Here is a 17,706-nt window from a genome sequence, read left to right as displayed (position 1 = left end):
TACTCACATTAAGCACTTACACCTGAGAATCATCAGATCCTTGTGTCTGTGGTGACAGACACAAGGATCTGAAAAATGGGAATATAATAACTGTTTATTCGTATACTTCCATTTCATAAATGCGCACATCTTTACCAGAAGCCGATTGCATGGGCTGTGTCACTAAAAGACGCAGGTAGCGAACACTTTCAGACTTATTTAGCGTGCGATTCAGTACATTCTTACCATTACCAGAAACATAGTCCAGTGTGCGCCATTCACCATTCTTGTCGCTCTTACCTTGCAGAAAGCAGGAGGAAGTGACGTAGGAATGGTTTTCGCCGGCAGCGTTCAGTAACTTCCAGCCATTAATGCTTCTTTCACCGCCCAAATCAAAGTCTACGTAGTGGGGCATTTCAGCAATAGCACACCACTTTGTGTTTTCGTCGCCATCTACCATGAAAGCCGGCTTCTCTTTCTCGTTCACATAGCTTGAATAGCCCATTACCATGTCCTGCTTCAGAATGTTCACTCTCTCTGTGGAGCTTTCCGTCTGATAGCGATTGCACTTGTTTGCCGTACGGAACAGTTCGGAAGCGGGACAAACAGAAGTAGCAGCAACATCAGTCAAAGTGGCGGCAAAAATAACAATATCCTTATTATCGGGCAATACCACCTCAGTAGCCTTTTCTGGCAGGTCTATTGCGAACTTAAACATGTAAGTGAACTCATACGGCTGATCGCCTTCACCGGAATGGCGGTGCGTACCCACATAGGCAACTTCAGCATCTTTCAGATAACCTTCCGTATGTCCGGTGTGCCCCCACTGACCGATGAAGCCAGTATAAGAAGGAACAATGACTTCCTGCACATACTTGCCTACGCGGAATATCCCCTTCACATCTTTATCAGAAGCGGCAGCAGCAAGGATATAGAGTCTGTTATAAGTACAGTCGGCGGGCAGTTTCAGTACATTGCCCTTGCAAGCCATACCATTCAGCTCTTCACGTGTCTCCAATTTGAAAGGCACTCCATGCACATTCATCTCGGCAGGTATCAATTCAGCAGCATAAGAATAACCAGACTCAAAGTTGGCAGCAGCCTTGAACTCGTTCCAACTGAAGCACTTCTTATCATAAACAAGGGGCAATGGTTCGGCCACCGTCTGCACCTTTTTATTGGAAGCAAAACGTACCTTGTAGGTCTTAATGCTGTTTGGATTGACTGACACTTCCAAGCGATTTCCACTGAATGTAGCCTTACCGATGGTCTTTTCCGTACCATCTGCTTCTACAGCAGCCACAAGGTTGTCGGCAAAGACAATCGAGGCTTTCTGCGCCTGCTTGCCTGCGGCTTCATACACGCGTACCACATATTCATCTGAACTTTCGGCTTTCTTTAAGGCTTTAATAAGTACATTCCGGTTATCGGAAAAAGCCAATGAATAGCTCTTACCTAATTCGCCGCGATGCTTTCCAACAACGAACGCCTTGATGCGCTGGTTCAGCAACTCAGCATTCTCGCGGGTTTGAACTACGTCCAAAGCGCCCACATGACCTACCAAGCTGTAAGTAAAGGTATGGTGACCGAAGTCCTGACGATCTTGATAAGCATAGTTCTTTTTTGTCTTCGGAGTGTGCAGCAAAGTGAGACGCAGGGTGTTGTTATCAGGCTTGTCCCAGCCATATTTGCTGTCGTTCATGATGGAAACGCCATAAGAACCGTTAGCGTCCGTTAAATCTGCCCAATATTGAGCATATACTTCGTAAGCGGTCAAGATGTTGTTTCCTCTCTGCACGCTGCCTACGCCCAAGTCGTAAGTGGCCACCTCATTATTCAAATTGAGGGGAAACTCAGCCTTCAACAGAGCGTTGGTAGACTGCCAGTCCACTTCGTTAGTAAAGTCAATGCGGTGGGCCAATACACCTTCATACAAATGGATGTACTGGCGGAAAAAAGAATCATCGTGACGTTTCTCCACGCAGAGAGTCTTACGTAATGCACCGTTTTCGCAAAGAGTCACTTTCACATCCTCGGTGATGGAGATAGGAGTAGCGTCCACAGTCTCTTTCAATATCTCCCATGCCGGCCATTCGAATGACTTGTTTTCAGTGAAGAGGGCTAAACGAATAGCCTTACCAGCCTTTACCAATTCCTTGTTGATTCTCTTGTCGAACAGTGAAGTAATGTCACCGTTCTCATTCAATGTCAGTTTGTAGAACGAATTTTCAACACTTGCAGCTTCAACAGCAGACATCTCTTTTCCTTCGCCGGAGAGGCGGACATCGTAAACTGCGTATCCATTGGCGGGTACAGTGGCTTCTACTAACAAGCGGACCTTTCCATCAGTATATGAAACCAACTGAGAAACCACCAACTTGCCTTGTTCGTTATATACAGCCACACTTTTGGGAAAACGAGAAGCCTCCACTTCGATGGTCACCACATCTGTAGCCTTGAAGCCCGAAGCGTTATAGAGCACTACGGGAATCCCCTTGACACGAGTATCAAGCTTGCCTGCCACACTTCCCACAGAATGAGTCAGGATACAGGAGAACTGTTTCAGAGAGAGAAGTTCATCGTTCCAAGAAAATTCATAGGCACGGGGAATGCTGGTACCAGTCAAATCATCGTGGAATTGGTGGAATATGAAGCGCTGCCAAGACTCCGTCAGACTCTTGCCAGGATATTCGGCAACCCCCAAAAGGGCAGCAGCCACAGAAGCACGTTCAGCGGCATCACCCAAAAGTTCATTTTGACGATTATAGAGTTTCATAGCAGCCTGTGATGTGTAGCAGCCGGTTCCATGAACGTCCATCAGCAATTCACCGTCAAATACGGGGAGCTCGGGATGGCTGCCATAGGGCTGGTAATCCTTGAACAACTGGTCACTGGCTGCACTGATAATCTTCAACGGACCGTCTCCCTTGATACCTTTCTCCACGGAAGCCACAGAAGCGATGGTAGGTGAACCGCCCACATCACCTGTTCCATAGTAGCGGTAAACGGTATTCAGGGGAGTGCATTTGGAGAGTTCCATCAAATATCTATTTTCTGAAAGGTCTTCATTATCCCAACGACGACCGTAATCATATCCGTGAGCCAGCATGACGGACGCTCCATCCACTCCTTTCCACAGTCCGATGGTAAAGGGATGCTTGCTCTTACCGTAGAAAGGATTGTTACGCCAATCCAGCTTCTGTGAAGAGAAACCTATCAGTCCACAATGGGCAGCAACAGTAGGCAATGTCCAACCGAATCCGAAGCAATCGGGAAGGAAGATGTCGGTACTTTCTACCCCCAGCTCCTTACGATAGAACTCCTGCCCCAGCATAATGTTGCGAATAAACGATTCAACAGACGGCACCAAAGTGTCGGTAGCATCCCAACTGGCCCCACTCACATGCCATCGACCTGCCTTTACAAAAGCCTTCATCAGTTCGTATTCACGAGGATAATATTCCTTCATCCAAGCATATTTCACTCCACCTTCAAAATTAAAGATATAGTCGGGGTACTGGTTCAAAAGGAAAAGGTTCTGATTCAAGGTATTCCAAACATAATCCTTAATAGTAGTCTGAATGTCCCAGTTCCACTGCGTGTCCAAGTGGGCATCTGCCACCATGTACGCTTTTGCTTTCTTCGGTGCAACGGTCTGAGCCGATAATTGTCCTCCTGCAACGGCCAACATCACGGCTCCCGCTATCAGATGGGTCTTCCCCATCAGTATTCGTCTCTTTTTCATGGTTTTGTTATTATTGTTTTTTCGTAAAAGATAATGTCAATTCGATATAAACCACCGCATTCTTTGTTATAAATGTGCTGCCTCCTCTAACCGCAAACCGCTCTTTCACCTTCTCTCTTTAGCCTCCATCCGGCAACAATAGTTTTCTGACATGTGGAATGTTGGTAACAAAAATAGCCCATCCTTCACTCTCATACTGTACAGATTCGCGACATAGATATGTAAAAAGTCGTCTGTGGCATGATTTTATATATTTATGTCATAAATAGCATACATTTCCTACAGAATACAAACTACTTTTGTATATTGTAAAAATCCAAAAGCTAAGAACATGAAAAAACAATTCCTACTCTCGGCAGTTCTCTGCCTCTCACTGACCGCTTTCGGACAGAAAGTACATCAACTGGCCTCACCCAGCGGAAACATCCGCATCTCGGTGGAGCTGACCGATCAAATCCAATATGATGTAACCCAAGGAAATCAAACACTGATGGACAACTGTGTCATTGGTCTGGAAACTGCCAACCACCAGCTGGGCATCCATCCTAAACTAAACAAAGTAGTACGCCAAAATGTAAACGAGGAACTGACTCCCATCGTACCCCTGAAATTCTCTACTATAACCAACCGCTACAACCAATTGCTACTGAAGTTTAAAGGAGGCTATTCAGTAGAGTTCCGTGCCTTTGATGACGGATTCGCCTACCGCTTCCTTACTGACCTGAAAGGCGAGCAAGAAATAATGAATGAAATCCTCCGCCTGAACTTTGTGGATGATTGCCTGCTACATCTTCAGCAACCTGACGGCTTTAAGACTTCCTATGAAGAAGAATATCGCCACCAAACAAGCAGCGAGTGGAAAAACTCCAATCGCATGGCTCTGCTTCCCCTTTTAGCCAGCACACCCAAAGGTGACAAAATCCTCATGAGTGAAACCAATCTGACAGACTATCCCGCCATGTTTCTGAAAAACGATGGACAAGGCGGCATTACCGCCGTCTTCCCCCGTCTGCCTCTTGAATTCGGAGAAGACGGTGACCGCAGTCTCAAGATTCTGAAAGAAGCCAACTGCATAGCCCGTACCGCAGGCAAGCGCAGTTATCCATGGCGTTACTTCGTCATTACCGACGATGACCGCAAACTTATAGAAAACACTCTATCCTATCGCCTCGCTGAAAAGAATGTCATAGAAAACACCTCTTGGATTAAACCAGGACTAGCCAGCTGGGAATGGTGGAACGGAGCCACACCCTACGGCCCCGACGTGGACTTCAAAGCAGGTTGCAACCTTGACACCTACAAATACTTCATCGACTTCGCATCCCACTACGGCGTAGAATATATAGTAATGGACGAAGGCTGGGCCATGAACACCCGCAACCCCTATAAACCCAATCCCTCGGTAGACATACACGAACTCATCCGCTACGGCAAAGAAAAAAACGTAGGCATTGTGTTATGGCTCACTTGGCTTACGGTAGAAAACCACTTTGACCTATTCGAAACTTTCGAAAAGTGGGGTGTGAAAGGCGTAAAGATAGATTTCATGGATCGTAGCGACCAATGGATGGTAAACTTCTATGAACGCGTAGCACATGAAGCCGCCAAACACCATCTCTTCGTTGACTTTCACGGTGCTTTCAAACCTGCCGGATTAGAATACAAATACCCAAACGTACTCTCCTACGAAGGCGTAAGAGGTATGGAGCAAATGGGCGGATGCCGTCCCGACAACAGTGTCTATTTCCCCTTCATACGCAACGCAGTAGGAGCCATGGACTATACTCCCGGCGCCATGCTTAGCATGCAGCCTGAAGTCTACCATTCCGAACGTCCCAATTCTGCCAGCATCGGCACACGTGCCTATCAGATGGCACTCTTTGTTCTTTTTGAAACCGGCCTGCAGATGATGGCAGACAATCCTACCCTCTATTATCGCAACGACGAGTGTACACGTTTCATCACCCAAGTACCCCAAACATGGGACGAAACCATCGCTCTCGAAGCCAAAGCAGGAGAATATGCCATCGTGGCCAAACGCAAAGGAGAACAATGGTATATAGGAGGCATGACCAACAACCGCGAACGTGAACGGGTCTTTAACATCTCCCTTGATTTCCTGCAAGAAGGAAAAAATTATCTCATGACCTCTTTTGAAGACGGCATCAACGCTGACCACCAAGCCATGGACTATCGCAAGCAAGAACAATCCTTGAAGAAAGGCAACCATATCACAGTCCGTTTGGCACGCAACGGTGGATTCGCTGCGGTCATTCGCTAATCATATCCATACCTATCTGCTCCGTACAAATACATTTCTAAGGATACGGAGCAGATACAAAGCAAACTGTAAGCCTACAACTAAAGAAATATATTGCAAATATTGACTGTTTCCACCTTAAAATATATCTTTGCAACTTAAAATCAATACAACAAGCCACATGAAAGACATATACTGGAAAGGCCATACGATTTTATTGCTTATCAGCCTCTTATGCTGTTTTCCGGATTTTGTGTACGCTTACAGCCTACGGCAATTCTCCAATAAAAACGGTCTTTCCAATAGTGCCATCCAATCCCTTTACCAAGATAGCCAAGGTGTACTATGGATAGGAACATGCGACGGACTGAACGTGTTTGACGGCAACAATATCCACCTATATACGCCCGTTGATGTGTCACGCAACCTATTGTCAGGCAACATTATCAGCCAGATCGTAGAATCAGAGCCAGGCATACTGTGGTTACAAACCAACTACGGGTTAGACAGATTGGATACATACCGACAGACCTGCCGGACCTTTACCGAATTCAAGGACAACATCTTCTTGGCACGAAGCAAAAACAAGTGCATGTTAGTGCTGAAAGATGACGGAAATCTGTATCACTACCAACAAGAGAACCAGAAATTTCTCCAGTTAAACATCTCTTCCATGGATTTTAATAAAGTACTGTCCATGACCATTGATTCCAACAACCTGCTTTGGATATTCGCAACTGGAAACAACACTCGTTGCTATCGTCTGAACCACACGGGAAAAAGCGTGACACTGATTCCGGAAAAGCCATTTGGACATCACGGCTTGAAGCATGCCTTCATCGGAGAAGATTCAGCCTACTTCATTGATGAAACCTATGCCCTCTACGAATATAGTTTCAGCAACCGACAGTGTTACTACATTGCCGACCTGAAAGACGAAATAGAAAAACGAGGTGAAGTATCTTCCATCATCAAACGAGAAAATGACTTCTGTATCGGTTTCAAAAGCAGCGGCTTGATAGTACTGAAATATGAAGCAAACCAAAAGATTAAATACCGTATAGAATACACTGAAATACAGTCGGGCATCTTCTGTCTGATGAAAGACAAATTTCAAGATATCGTATGGGTAGCTACCGACGGAGAAGGGTTATACATGCTTTACAATGACACATTCACCATGACCAACACCCTGCTCAACACTCCCGCATATCAGGTGAACAACCCGGTACGCAGCCTTTACCTCGACCCACAGCAAACCTTATGGATAGGAACCAAAGGCAGTGGCATATTGCGTATACCGAATTATCTTGTCAACAATACACCCGAAAAACATGATCGTCTCATCACCGGTAACAGCACATTGACTGACAACTCCGTCTACTGTTTTGCACCCGGTGGAAAAGACCGACTTTGGATAGGTACGGAAAACGGAATCAATTATTATTCCTACTCTACCCACCAATTGAAAGAACTGGCGGTACAAGCCAATGGAACCAAAGTGAAATATGTGCACTCCATTGATCAAACCAATGACAGTACACTTTGGATTTCCACCGTGGGCGAAGGAATCGTAAAGGTGACACTAGAAAATCAGAGAAAAGATCCTATTGTGAAGCATGCTACACGGACTTTGGTGAGTAACGGACATATGGCATCAAACTATTTTTTCACCTCCTACCGTGAAAGCAGCTCTACGCTGTGGTTCGGGAACAGAGGGCTCGGAGCCTACCGCATTGATGTACGTACTGGAGAAATGGCACAGTTCCGCTTCAACAACTTGGTAAACAGCCAAACCGCCAACGATGTGTTCGCCATACACAAAAACGAGCAAGGCTACTGGCTGGGCACTGGATCAGGGCTTCTCCGCTTCTACTCAAACGAAGACGGAAACCCAGACAGCATCAGTGCAAAGCTCTACACCAACAGCACCGTACATGGTATCTTGGAGGACAACCGAGGCAATCTCTGGGTGAGTACCAATCAAGGATTAATGAGACTCAATCCCCAAGAACAGACCAAGCAGACCTACAACAACGGAAACGGACTGGCCGTGACCGAATTTAGTGATGGAGCCTTCTACAAAGACAATGCTACGGGAATCCTTTTCTTTGGAGGTGTAAACGGCTTCGTCACCGTGAAGCCCGATTCTTACATCACCACGGACTATATGCCCGAAATCAGCCTGAAAGGACTTTCCATCTTCGGTAAGGAATACAACCTGCATGACTTTTTACATTACAAAAACGGGAAGCCCGTGCTACAACTGGACTACAAACACAACTTCTTCCAGCTCAACTTCCGGATAACAGACTACATTAACGGAAACGACTATTTCTACTCCTATAAACTAAAGGAAGCAAGCGACCAATGGATAGAAAACGGAGTTTCACCCAATGCCATCTTCTCCAACCTTTCCCCCGGAGAATATACTCTGTTTGTGAAATACCGCAACAACATCAACGGTAAAGAAAGCCATCCGCAAGCCTTCACCATTTACATCGCTCCTCCCTGGTATCTCAGTACCTGGGCCTATGTGGGCTACTTTTTGTTAGGGTTACTATTATGTACAGGCATAGTCGCCTATGCATTCTATACCTACCGCCTGAAGCGGCAGCACATGATGAAGAAAATGGAACGACAGAAAAAAGAGGAAGTCTATGAATCAAAACTACGCTTCTTCACCAACATCACCCACGAGTTTTGCACCCCCCTCACCCTGATTCAGGGACCGTGCGAGAAGATACTCACCCACAAGGAGACAGATATCTACACGCACCGCTACGCCAAGATGATTCAGCAAAATGTGGAAAAGCTGAATGGTCTCATTGTGGAATTGCTGGAGTTCAGAAGAGTGGAAACGGAAAACAAAATGCTCTCCATACAGCCGCAACCTGTTTCCGAAAAGTTAAGGGACATCGCCGAATCCTTCGGTGACATGGCGGAAAACAGAGAAATGAACTACTGCCTTGACATAGCCCCCGAACTGACATGGAACACCGACCTGAGCTGCTTCAACAAAATAGCCGGAAACCTCATATCCAACGCTTTCAAGTACACACCCGACAAGGGGAACATCAGCGTAACATTGTACACGAAAAACGAACGTCTTATTTTGAAGATAGCCAATACCGGCAAAGGCATCACACCGGAAAATCTCGGAAAGATATTCGACCGCTATAAGATTCTCGACTCCGTGGAGATGAACGGCAAAAACTCAAGAAACGGACTGGGGTTGGCCATCTGCAAAAACATGGTGACCCTGTTGGAAGGAGACATAAACATCGAAAGCACACCGGGCGAACTGACCACCTTCACTGTAAGCCTTCCCTCGCTCCCCCCAAACGGACAAGAAGTACCGCAAACTGCATACGAAGCGGCTTCTCCAAGCATTCCCACCGAAGAAGTGCAAGAATTGCCCGAAAAATACACCCAAGAATTCGACGCAAACAAGCAGACGGTCATGGTGATAGATGATGACCCTTCCATGCTGTGGTTCGTATCCGAAATATTCACAGAGAAATACAACGTACTCTCTTTCAATAATGCCCAAAAGGCATTAGACAGCCTGGAGCAACGACAGCCAGATCTCATCATCTCAGACGTGATGATGCCCGATATAGATGGGTTATCCTTCACCTCCACCATCAAGCAACACAAGCTGTGGAGCCATATTCCCCTAATCCTGCTCTCAGCACTGCATCACGAAGACGACCAAGTAAAAGGACTGGAATCGGGGGCGGATGCCTATGTCACCAAGCCTTTCAATGTGAAATATTTGGAAAAGATGGTCTATCATCTCATCCGCCGCGAAGAAAACCTGAAGGAATATTATAGTTCGGCACTCAGCACCTTTACCTGGAAAGAAGGAAGCTGCTTGCACAAAGAAGAACAAGAATTCTTAGAGAAAATGACAGAAGTCATTGAAAAGAACTTAGCCAATCCAGACCTGCAAGTAGAACTTTTGAGTAAGGAAATGGGCTACAGCAGCCGGCAGTTCTACCGCAAACTGAAACCACTTACTGACAAATCGCCTGCCGACATCATCAAAGAATACCGCCTCTCCACGGCGGAACGCTTGTTAGTCTCCAGCAACTTCACCATCGAAGAGCTGATGGACCGCACGGGATTCACCAACCGAAGCACTTTCTATAAAGCTTTTTCACAACGTTACGGAATGCCACCCCGTCAATACTGCGAACAGCAAAAGAAGAACGTGAAGGAAGGACAGGAAATCACTAATACTTAATCATCTTATACCATCTGTATTTATGAAAAGAAGCTCTTTTTTGAGTATCGCATTCACCGGGCTGCTTGCTACCGCAACAGCACAAACTCACGAACAACCCGAATGGAATGACCTGAACATTTCGGGAGTGAACAAAGAAACGGCATGCCAAACCGCTATTCCCTTTGCCGACGAAGGACAAGCCCTACGCCTGAGCATCGAGGAATCCCCCTATTATCAAACTCTGAACGGTACATGGAAATTCCATTGGGTGGCCGATCCCGAAAAACGGCCGAAGGATTTCTTCAAGCCCAACTACGACGTAAGTGGCTGGGATAACATCAAAGTGCCCGCCACATGGCAGATAGAGGCTGTACGCCATAATAAGCCCTGGGACAAGCCTTTGTATTGTAATACCATTTACCCTTTCTGTGATTACAGTAAAGGAGTACAATGGCCCAACGTCATCCAACCTCGCCCGGCAGACTATACTTTTGCCAACATGCCCAATCCCGTAGGCAGTTACCGACGTGAATTCACTTTGCCCACATCTTGGAAGGGCAGAGATGTATTTATTCGCTTCAATGGAGTGGAAGCAGGTTTCTATCTTTGGTTGAACGGTAAAAAAGTGGGCTATTCAGAAGACAGCTACTTACCTGCCGAGTTCAATCTGACTCCCTATTTACAAGAAGGAAAAAACACATTGGCAGTTGAAGTGTACCGTTTCACCGATGGAAGTTTTCTTGAATGTCAAGATTTCTGGCGGTTCAGCGGTATCTTCCGCGATGTATTCCTATGGTCAGCACCACACACGCAAATTAGGGACTTCTTCTTCCGAACCGACTTGGACGGAGATTATCGTAATGCTACAGTTTTTTTGGACGTGGAAATCACCGGTAAGAAAAGTTCTGCCGAACTCATAGTGAAGCTCTCCGACACAGAAGGAAAGGAAGTGCTATCACGCACTATCCACGCCACAAAAATAGGTAGTACCCATCTGGAATTCGATGTGAAGAACCCACTGAAATGGACAGCCGAAACACCCAGCCTCTACAACCTGACCCTGACCCTAAAACAGAAAGGAAAAGTGACAGACCTACGTAGTGTAAAGGTAGGCTTCCGCGAAATAGAGTTTGCCAAAAACGGACAACTGCTGATTAACGGCAAACCCACTCTTTTCAAAGGTGTCAACCGCCACGATCACAGCCCATTGAATGGCCGTACCGTCTCCAAAGAAGAGATGGAAAAGGACGTACAACTAATGAAAGCGCTGAACGTAAATGCTGTCCGTACCTCCCATTACCCCAACAACCCTTACTTTTACGACCTATGCGACCGCTATGGCATCTATGTATTGGCAGAAGCCAATGTAGAGTGCCACGGCGAAATGCGTCTCTCACACGAGCCACAGTGGGAAAAATCATTCACCGAGCGCAACGAGAACTAAGTGAAACGTTTCCGTAACCACGCTTCCATCGTAATGTGGTCCATGGGCAACGAATCGGGAAACGGAAACAACTTCTCCACTGCTGAAAAGGCCATCAAACGTTTGGATACTACCCGCCCCACCCACTACGAGGGAAACAGTTCCTTCTGCGACGTGACCAGTTGCATGTACCCAAGTGTGGACTGGCTGGAAAACGTAGGCCGTGAACGATTGGAGAAAATACAAAAGGGCGAGATCGTGAAACCTCACGTAGTATGCGAGTATGCCCATGCCATGGGAAATTCCATAGGAAACTTCAAGGAATACTGGGAAACCTACGAACGCTATCCGGCACTCATCGGAGGTTTCATCTGGGATTGGGTGGACCAAAGCCTGCGTATGCCCACTCCCGACGGCAAAGGCTTCTACATGGCCGTAGGCGGTGACTTTGGTGACAAGCCCAACGACGGTAACTTCTGTACCAACGGCGTCATCTTCTCCGACCGTACATTATCTGCCAAATCCTATGAAATGAAGAAGATACATCAACCCATCCGCATAGAAGCATTAGGGAATGGCAAATATAGAATCAGCAACAAGCGATTCCATGCCAATATGGAAGACCTCTACGGGAGATACGAAATAACGGAAGATGGAAGGACCGTCTGCTCAGGCAATCTGGAAGATTTGAAGCTGGAAGCACAGGCAAGCAAAGTCATCACCCTGCCAGACATACCCGCAACGAAGGTACCCGGAGCAGAATACTTTATCAATTTCAGTTTCTGCCAAAAAAGAGATACCGAATGGGCAAAAGCCGACTACGAGGTAGCCACCGAACAATTCAAGCTATCAAGCAGCGAGAAACCTATATTCGTACCCGAAAAAGGAAACATCAATCTAAACGAAACTGCCGACGCATTGGTGGTGAAAGGTGAACGTTTTGAAGCTGTCTTCTCCAAGGAAGAAGGAACTTTATCGGCATATACATTGAATAATATCCCCCTGATAAGTAAAGGACTCGAACTGAACCTCTTCCGTGCTCCCACCGACAACGATAAACAGGTAAGTGGCGATTGGCAACGCAAAGGCCTTTACCAGCTGCAAGCGGAAACCGGCAAATGGGAAACCCACCAAGAAGAGGACAGAATAACCCTGCACATCCGGAACTGCCACAAAGGTAAACTCGGTTTTGAGTATCGCACAGAAATAGAATACACCGTAAATGCCGACGGTTCCATCATGGTGAACAGCGTCATCATGCCGGTATCCGACGGCGAAATCATTCCGCGCGTGGGCTATCGGATGGAACTGCCCGAAGGCTTCGAGCGTATGCGCTGGTATGGACGTGGCCCATGGGAAAACTACACAGACCGCAAGGACGCCACTCCAATAGGCGTATACGAAAGCACAGTATCGGACCAATGGGTGGACTATGTAAAGCCTCAGGAGATGGGCAACCACGAAGAGGTGCGCTGGATTTCCATCACCAACGCCGACGGTATGGGCTTCGTGTTCGTGGCAGGCGGCCAAATGGCGGCTTCCGCCCTGCATGTCAGAGCGCAAGACATGGCAGACCCCGACCATCTGCAAAAACTGATTCACAAATACGACATCCCGATGCGCAAGGAGACAGTTCTTTGCCTCGATGCCCACAACCGTCCCCTGGGCAACGCAAGCTGCGGCCCTGGCCCGATGAAGAAATACGAACTGCAAGCAGCTCCCGTAGCATTCGGCTTCATCATGATGCCTCTGGAAAGAAGCTACACGCAAAGCGAGCTTACCAGGAAAGCGCGTGTACAGATGCCTGCCTGCATGCCCGTAATGGCAGAGCGCGACAACAACGGCTATCTGCAAATGAGTACCGGAACTCCGGAAGCCACCATCTTCTACAGCCTTGACGGCAACGGATACCGGGAATACACGGCACCGTTCGAGTTCATCGACGGTGGAAAGGTACAGACATACGCTGTTTCCGAAAAGTTGGGCAAGAGCCTTGTCACCACTGTGGAACTACCCATATTCGTAGACCACTCGGCATGGAAGATAGTCTTCTCCAGCAGCGACAGCCAAGGAGAAGAGGCGCAAAACGCCATCGACGGAGACCCTTCCACACATTGGCACACCCGCTGGCACGAACCCGTTCCGGAGTTCCCTCACAGCATTGTGGTAGACATGGCTTCCCTGCTGGTAGTGGACAAGTTCATCTACACGGCGCGACATTCCAATGACAACGGCCACGTCAAAGACTACGAGCTAAGCTTCAGCAAAGACGGAAAGAATTGGGAAGGCACCGTCAAAGGCACATTCTCCAATCTGACGTCCGCCCAAACCATAACATTGGAAACACCCGTCACCGCCCGTTACTTCAAATTCATCCCCTTGTCCGAAATGCACGGCAGGAAGTGGGCTTCGGCAGCCGAACTGGACGTAAGCATCCTGAAAAACATCAGCGGAGCATCCCAGAGACAGACAGTGGTCTCCGCAGACAGCGATGCGGACAACAGCATGAAGCTGGCGGCAGACGGTAACATAAACAGCTATTGGCACACGGTACACAACCAGTTCTACATAGCCCCCTACCCCCATGAGGTGCATCTTGCCCTATCCCAAGAAGCCACAGTAAAAGGCATCCGCTACACTCCGCGGCAAGACAGCGAAGAAGGACGGATAGCTTCCTACGAAGTATATACAAGCAAGGACGGACAGAATTGGGGCAAACCGATTGCTTCCGGCACTTTCGCCACGGGCAAAGCAACGCAAACCGTAGAATTCGCGCCCTGCCGGGCACGCTATGTGAAACTATCGGGATTATCGGCGCATGACAAAGGTCAGAAGGCTGCCGTAGCAGAACTGGAAATAATCCTGGAAGAATAATCTTAGAGAAAAAACTATTAACCATGGAGTTTCAAGGCTTGTGCAAAAACTTGTACAAGTCCTGAAATTCCACGTTTTCTCCTATAAGTAAAAATCACTTTCCCTTCACTATCCGCTTAATATCATTCAGCTTGTTCAGCGCCTCCAGCGGCGTCAAGTTATTCACATCCAGATTCAGTATCTCATCGCGTATCTGGCACAGCACCGGGTCGTCGAGCTGAAAGAAGCTGAGCTGCATACCACCGCGTGTCTCTCCCACTTCCACCATCGGTTTGCTGGAAATCCCCTGCTGGCGGTTGTCTGTTTCCAGTTGTTTCAGAATGTCATTGGCACGCTTCACGATGCTTTTGGGCATACCCGCCATTTTGGCTACATGAATACCGAAGGAGTGTTCGCTGCCACCGCGCTCCAATTTGCGCAGGAAGATGACTTTGTTATCTATCTCCTTCACCGAAACGTTGTAGTTCTTAATACGCTTGAAGCTTTTCTCCATCTCGTTCAACTCATGGTAGTGCGTGGCAAACAAGGTGCGTGCCTTCGCCTTTGGATGCTCATGGATATGCTCCACAATCGCCCAGGCGATGGAAATACCGTCGTACGTAGAAGTACCACGTCCCAGCTCGTCGAACAGCACCAGGCTGCGGGGAGAAAGGTTGTTCAAGATATCCGCCGCCTCGTTCATCTCCACCATAAAGGTAGACTCGCCCACGGAAATATTATCGCTGGCACCCACACGGGTGAATATCTTATCCACCAAACCGATATGGGCACTCTCCGCAGGCACGAAACTGCCGATTTGAGCCAGTAGCGTAATCAGCGCCGTCTGCCTCAGCAAAGCGGACTTACCCGCCATGTTGGGACCCGTAATGATGATAATCTGCTGCGTCTGGCTGTCCAGCATCACATCGTTGGCAATATACTTCTCGCCGATGGGGAGCTGCTTCTCAATGACCGGATGCCGTCCCTGATGGATTTCCAGCACATCGTCGTCGGCAATGACGGGGCGTATATAGTTGTTCTCGCGCGCCGCTGTGGCAAAGGAGAGCAGGCAGTCCAACCGTGCTATCTGGTTCGCATTGATTTGAATGGCAGGAATGAACTCGCTCAAAGATTGTACCAGCTCTGCATAGAGTTGTGTTTCCAGTACCAGTATCTTGTCCTCCGCGCCGAGAATCTTCTCCTCGTATTCCTTCAATTCCTGGGTAATATAGCGCTCGGCATTGGCAAGGGTCTGCTTGCGTATCCACTCTGCCGGCACCTTGTCCTTATGCGTGTTGCGCACCTCGATGTAGTAGCCGAAAACATTGTTGTAGCCTATCTTCAAACTGGGAATCTCTGTCAGTTCGCTCTCGCGCTGCTGTATCTGCAACAGATAATCCTTGCCGGAGTAGGCAATCCGGCGCAACTCGTCCAGCTCGGCACTGACACCGGATTTGATGACACCTCCCTTATTAATCAATAACGGCGGGTCATTGTCTATCTCCCGGTCAATACGGTCGCGGATAGACTGGCAGATATTCAACTGCTCGCCTATATGATTCAAGCTGGCATTATCGGCATCCATGCAAGCTGCCTTGATGGGTTCTATCGCCTGCAAAGCCACCTTCAACGCCACCACCTCACGCGGAGAGACACGCCCTACCGCCACTTTGGAGATGATGCGTTCCAAGTCGCCAATCAAATGCAACTGCTCTTCTATCAACTCTTTGAAATCGGGCTGGCGGAAAAAGTATTCCACCACATTCAGCCGCTCGTTAATCGGCTGCACGTCCTTCAACGGGAATACCAGCCAGCGTTTCAGCAGGCGGGCACCCATCGGGCTGATGGTCTTGTCTATCACATTCAGCAGACTACTGCCACCGTCGTTCATCGACCCCATCAACTCCAGGCTGCGCACCGTGAACTTATCCAGGCGGACATACTTATTCTCCTCGATGCGTGCCAGCGAAGTGACATGCCCTATCTGCGTATGCTGCGTCATGATGAGGTATTGCAGGATGGCTCCCGAAGCGATGATACCGTTCTTGAGATGCTCCACACCGAAGCCTTTCAAGTTCTTCACCTCGAAATGCTTCAGCAGCTTTTCGCGAGCAGATGTCTCGGTAAACACCCAGTCGTCCAACTCGAAGGTGAAGAACTTGCTGCCGAAGTTTCCTTCGAACATCAGCCGCTTGCCACGCTCGAAAAGCACCTCTTTGGGGGCAAAGTTGTTCAGCAGCTTGTCCACATAGTCGAAAGGTCCTTCCGCCGTCAGAAATTCGCCCGTAGATATGTCCAGGAAAGCTACACCGCAGGCACCCTTACCGAAATGCACGGCAGCCAGGAAGTTGTTCTCCCGGTAGTTCAGCACATTGTCGTTGATGGAAACTCCCGGCGTCACCAGCTCCGTGATGCCGCGCTTCACCAGTTTCTTCGTCAGCTTCGGGTCCTCCAACTGGTCGCAGATGGCCACACGCTTGCCGGCACGTATCAGCTTGGGCAGATAGGTGTCGAGCGCATGATGCGGGAAACCCGCCATTTCGATGGTTTTCCCCTTGCCATTGGCACGTTTGGTCAAGGTAATACCGAGGATTTCGGACGCGACGACGGCATCGGTGGAATAGGTTTCATAGAAGTCACCACAACGAAACAGCATGACAGCATCGGGATGCTTTGCCTTCAAGTCGAGGAACTGCTTCATCATCGGGGTAAGGACAATATCTTCGTGCATACAAGTCTTTAATTTTTAATTTCCAAAGCTTTGAGCCAAGAGAGCAGGAAATCGTCAAGTAAGACCCAAAACTTAATGTGACAAAGATAATTCTTTTTTAGAAAACAGCCACGGAGAGGCTTCAAAACCTTAGCAAGCCTTAACAAAGAGACGCATTTTCCTAAAACATGTTATAAAACAGTCTTTTTTATTTGCTTTATTTGGAGATAAGCAAAAAGTTCGTACCTTTGCAATGTGTTTTTCATAGTATTAGATTTAAGGTTAACAAAGGTTGGAGTACAGCGGTACTCCTTTTTTTATGCCCATACCTTTCGTATCTTTCCCCTTTTCCCTTACAAAAGTACATATTCACTCGGCGAAACGCCCTTTATCTTCTTGAAAACCTTGTTCATGCGATCCCAACAAGGATGAGCAACAGTTGTCTCCCATTTACTACATTCCCTATTTAAGCAACAATTCCTGCAATACTGCATTTTAAATTCTT

4 protein-coding genes and 1 pseudogene are annotated in these 17,706 nt (G+C 47.8%); 3 read left to right on the top strand and 2 right to left on the bottom strand.

Annotated features, from left to right (window positions below; genetic code table 11):
* Positions 1 to 94: 94 nt before the first annotated feature.
* On the bottom strand, positions 95 to 3,724 hold the full coding sequence (locus DW896_RS12045; RefSeq protein WP_119993284.1) for a glycoside hydrolase family 38 C-terminal domain-containing protein: 3,630 nt from the start codon (positions 3,722 to 3,724) through the stop codon (positions 95 to 97).
* 331 nt (positions 3,725 to 4,055) lie between these two features.
* On the opposite strand from DW896_RS12045, the gene DW896_RS12040 reads away from it, so the two are divergent.
* The 3 genes and pseudogenes from DW896_RS12040 to DW896_RS12030 all read left to right on the top strand — a co-directional run bounded on the left by DW896_RS12040 (position 4,056) and on the right by DW896_RS12030 (position 14,512).
* The gene (locus tag DW896_RS12040) at positions 4,056 to 6,005 is read left to right on the top strand and encodes a glycoside hydrolase family 97 protein (RefSeq protein ID WP_005824831.1); all 1,950 of its coding nucleotides are present in this window, start codon (positions 4,056 to 4,058) and stop codon (positions 6,003 to 6,005) included.
* A gap of 160 nt (positions 6,006 to 6,165) precedes the next feature.
* Positions 6,166 to 10,233: a hybrid sensor histidine kinase/response regulator transcription factor gene (locus tag DW896_RS12035; protein ID WP_117719963.1), complete on the top strand. Its 4,068-nt coding sequence runs from the start codon at positions 6,166 to 6,168 to the stop codon at positions 10,231 to 10,233.
* A 22-nt stretch (positions 10,234 to 10,255) separates the two neighbouring features.
* Positions 10,256 to 14,512 (top strand): annotated as a pseudogene (locus tag DW896_RS12030) (glycoside hydrolase family 2 TIM barrel-domain containing protein).
* Positions 14,513 to 14,606: 94 nt separating this feature from the next.
* Here the strand turns inward: DW896_RS12030 and mutS are convergent.
* The gene (gene mutS, locus DW896_RS12025; RefSeq protein WP_009037481.1) at positions 14,607 to 17,222 is read right to left on the bottom strand and encodes a DNA mismatch repair protein MutS; all 2,616 of its coding nucleotides are present in this window, start codon (positions 17,220 to 17,222) and stop codon (positions 14,607 to 14,609) included.
* Between the last annotated feature and the right edge of the window lie 484 nt (positions 17,223 to 17,706).

This window comes from Bacteroides sp. AM41-16, from assembly GCF_003603495.1.
Classification (GTDB): Bacteria; Bacteroidota; Bacteroidia; order Bacteroidales; family Bacteroidaceae; genus Bacteroides; species Bacteroides uniformis.
This window is presented reverse-complemented; position numbering and strand designations above follow the sequence as displayed.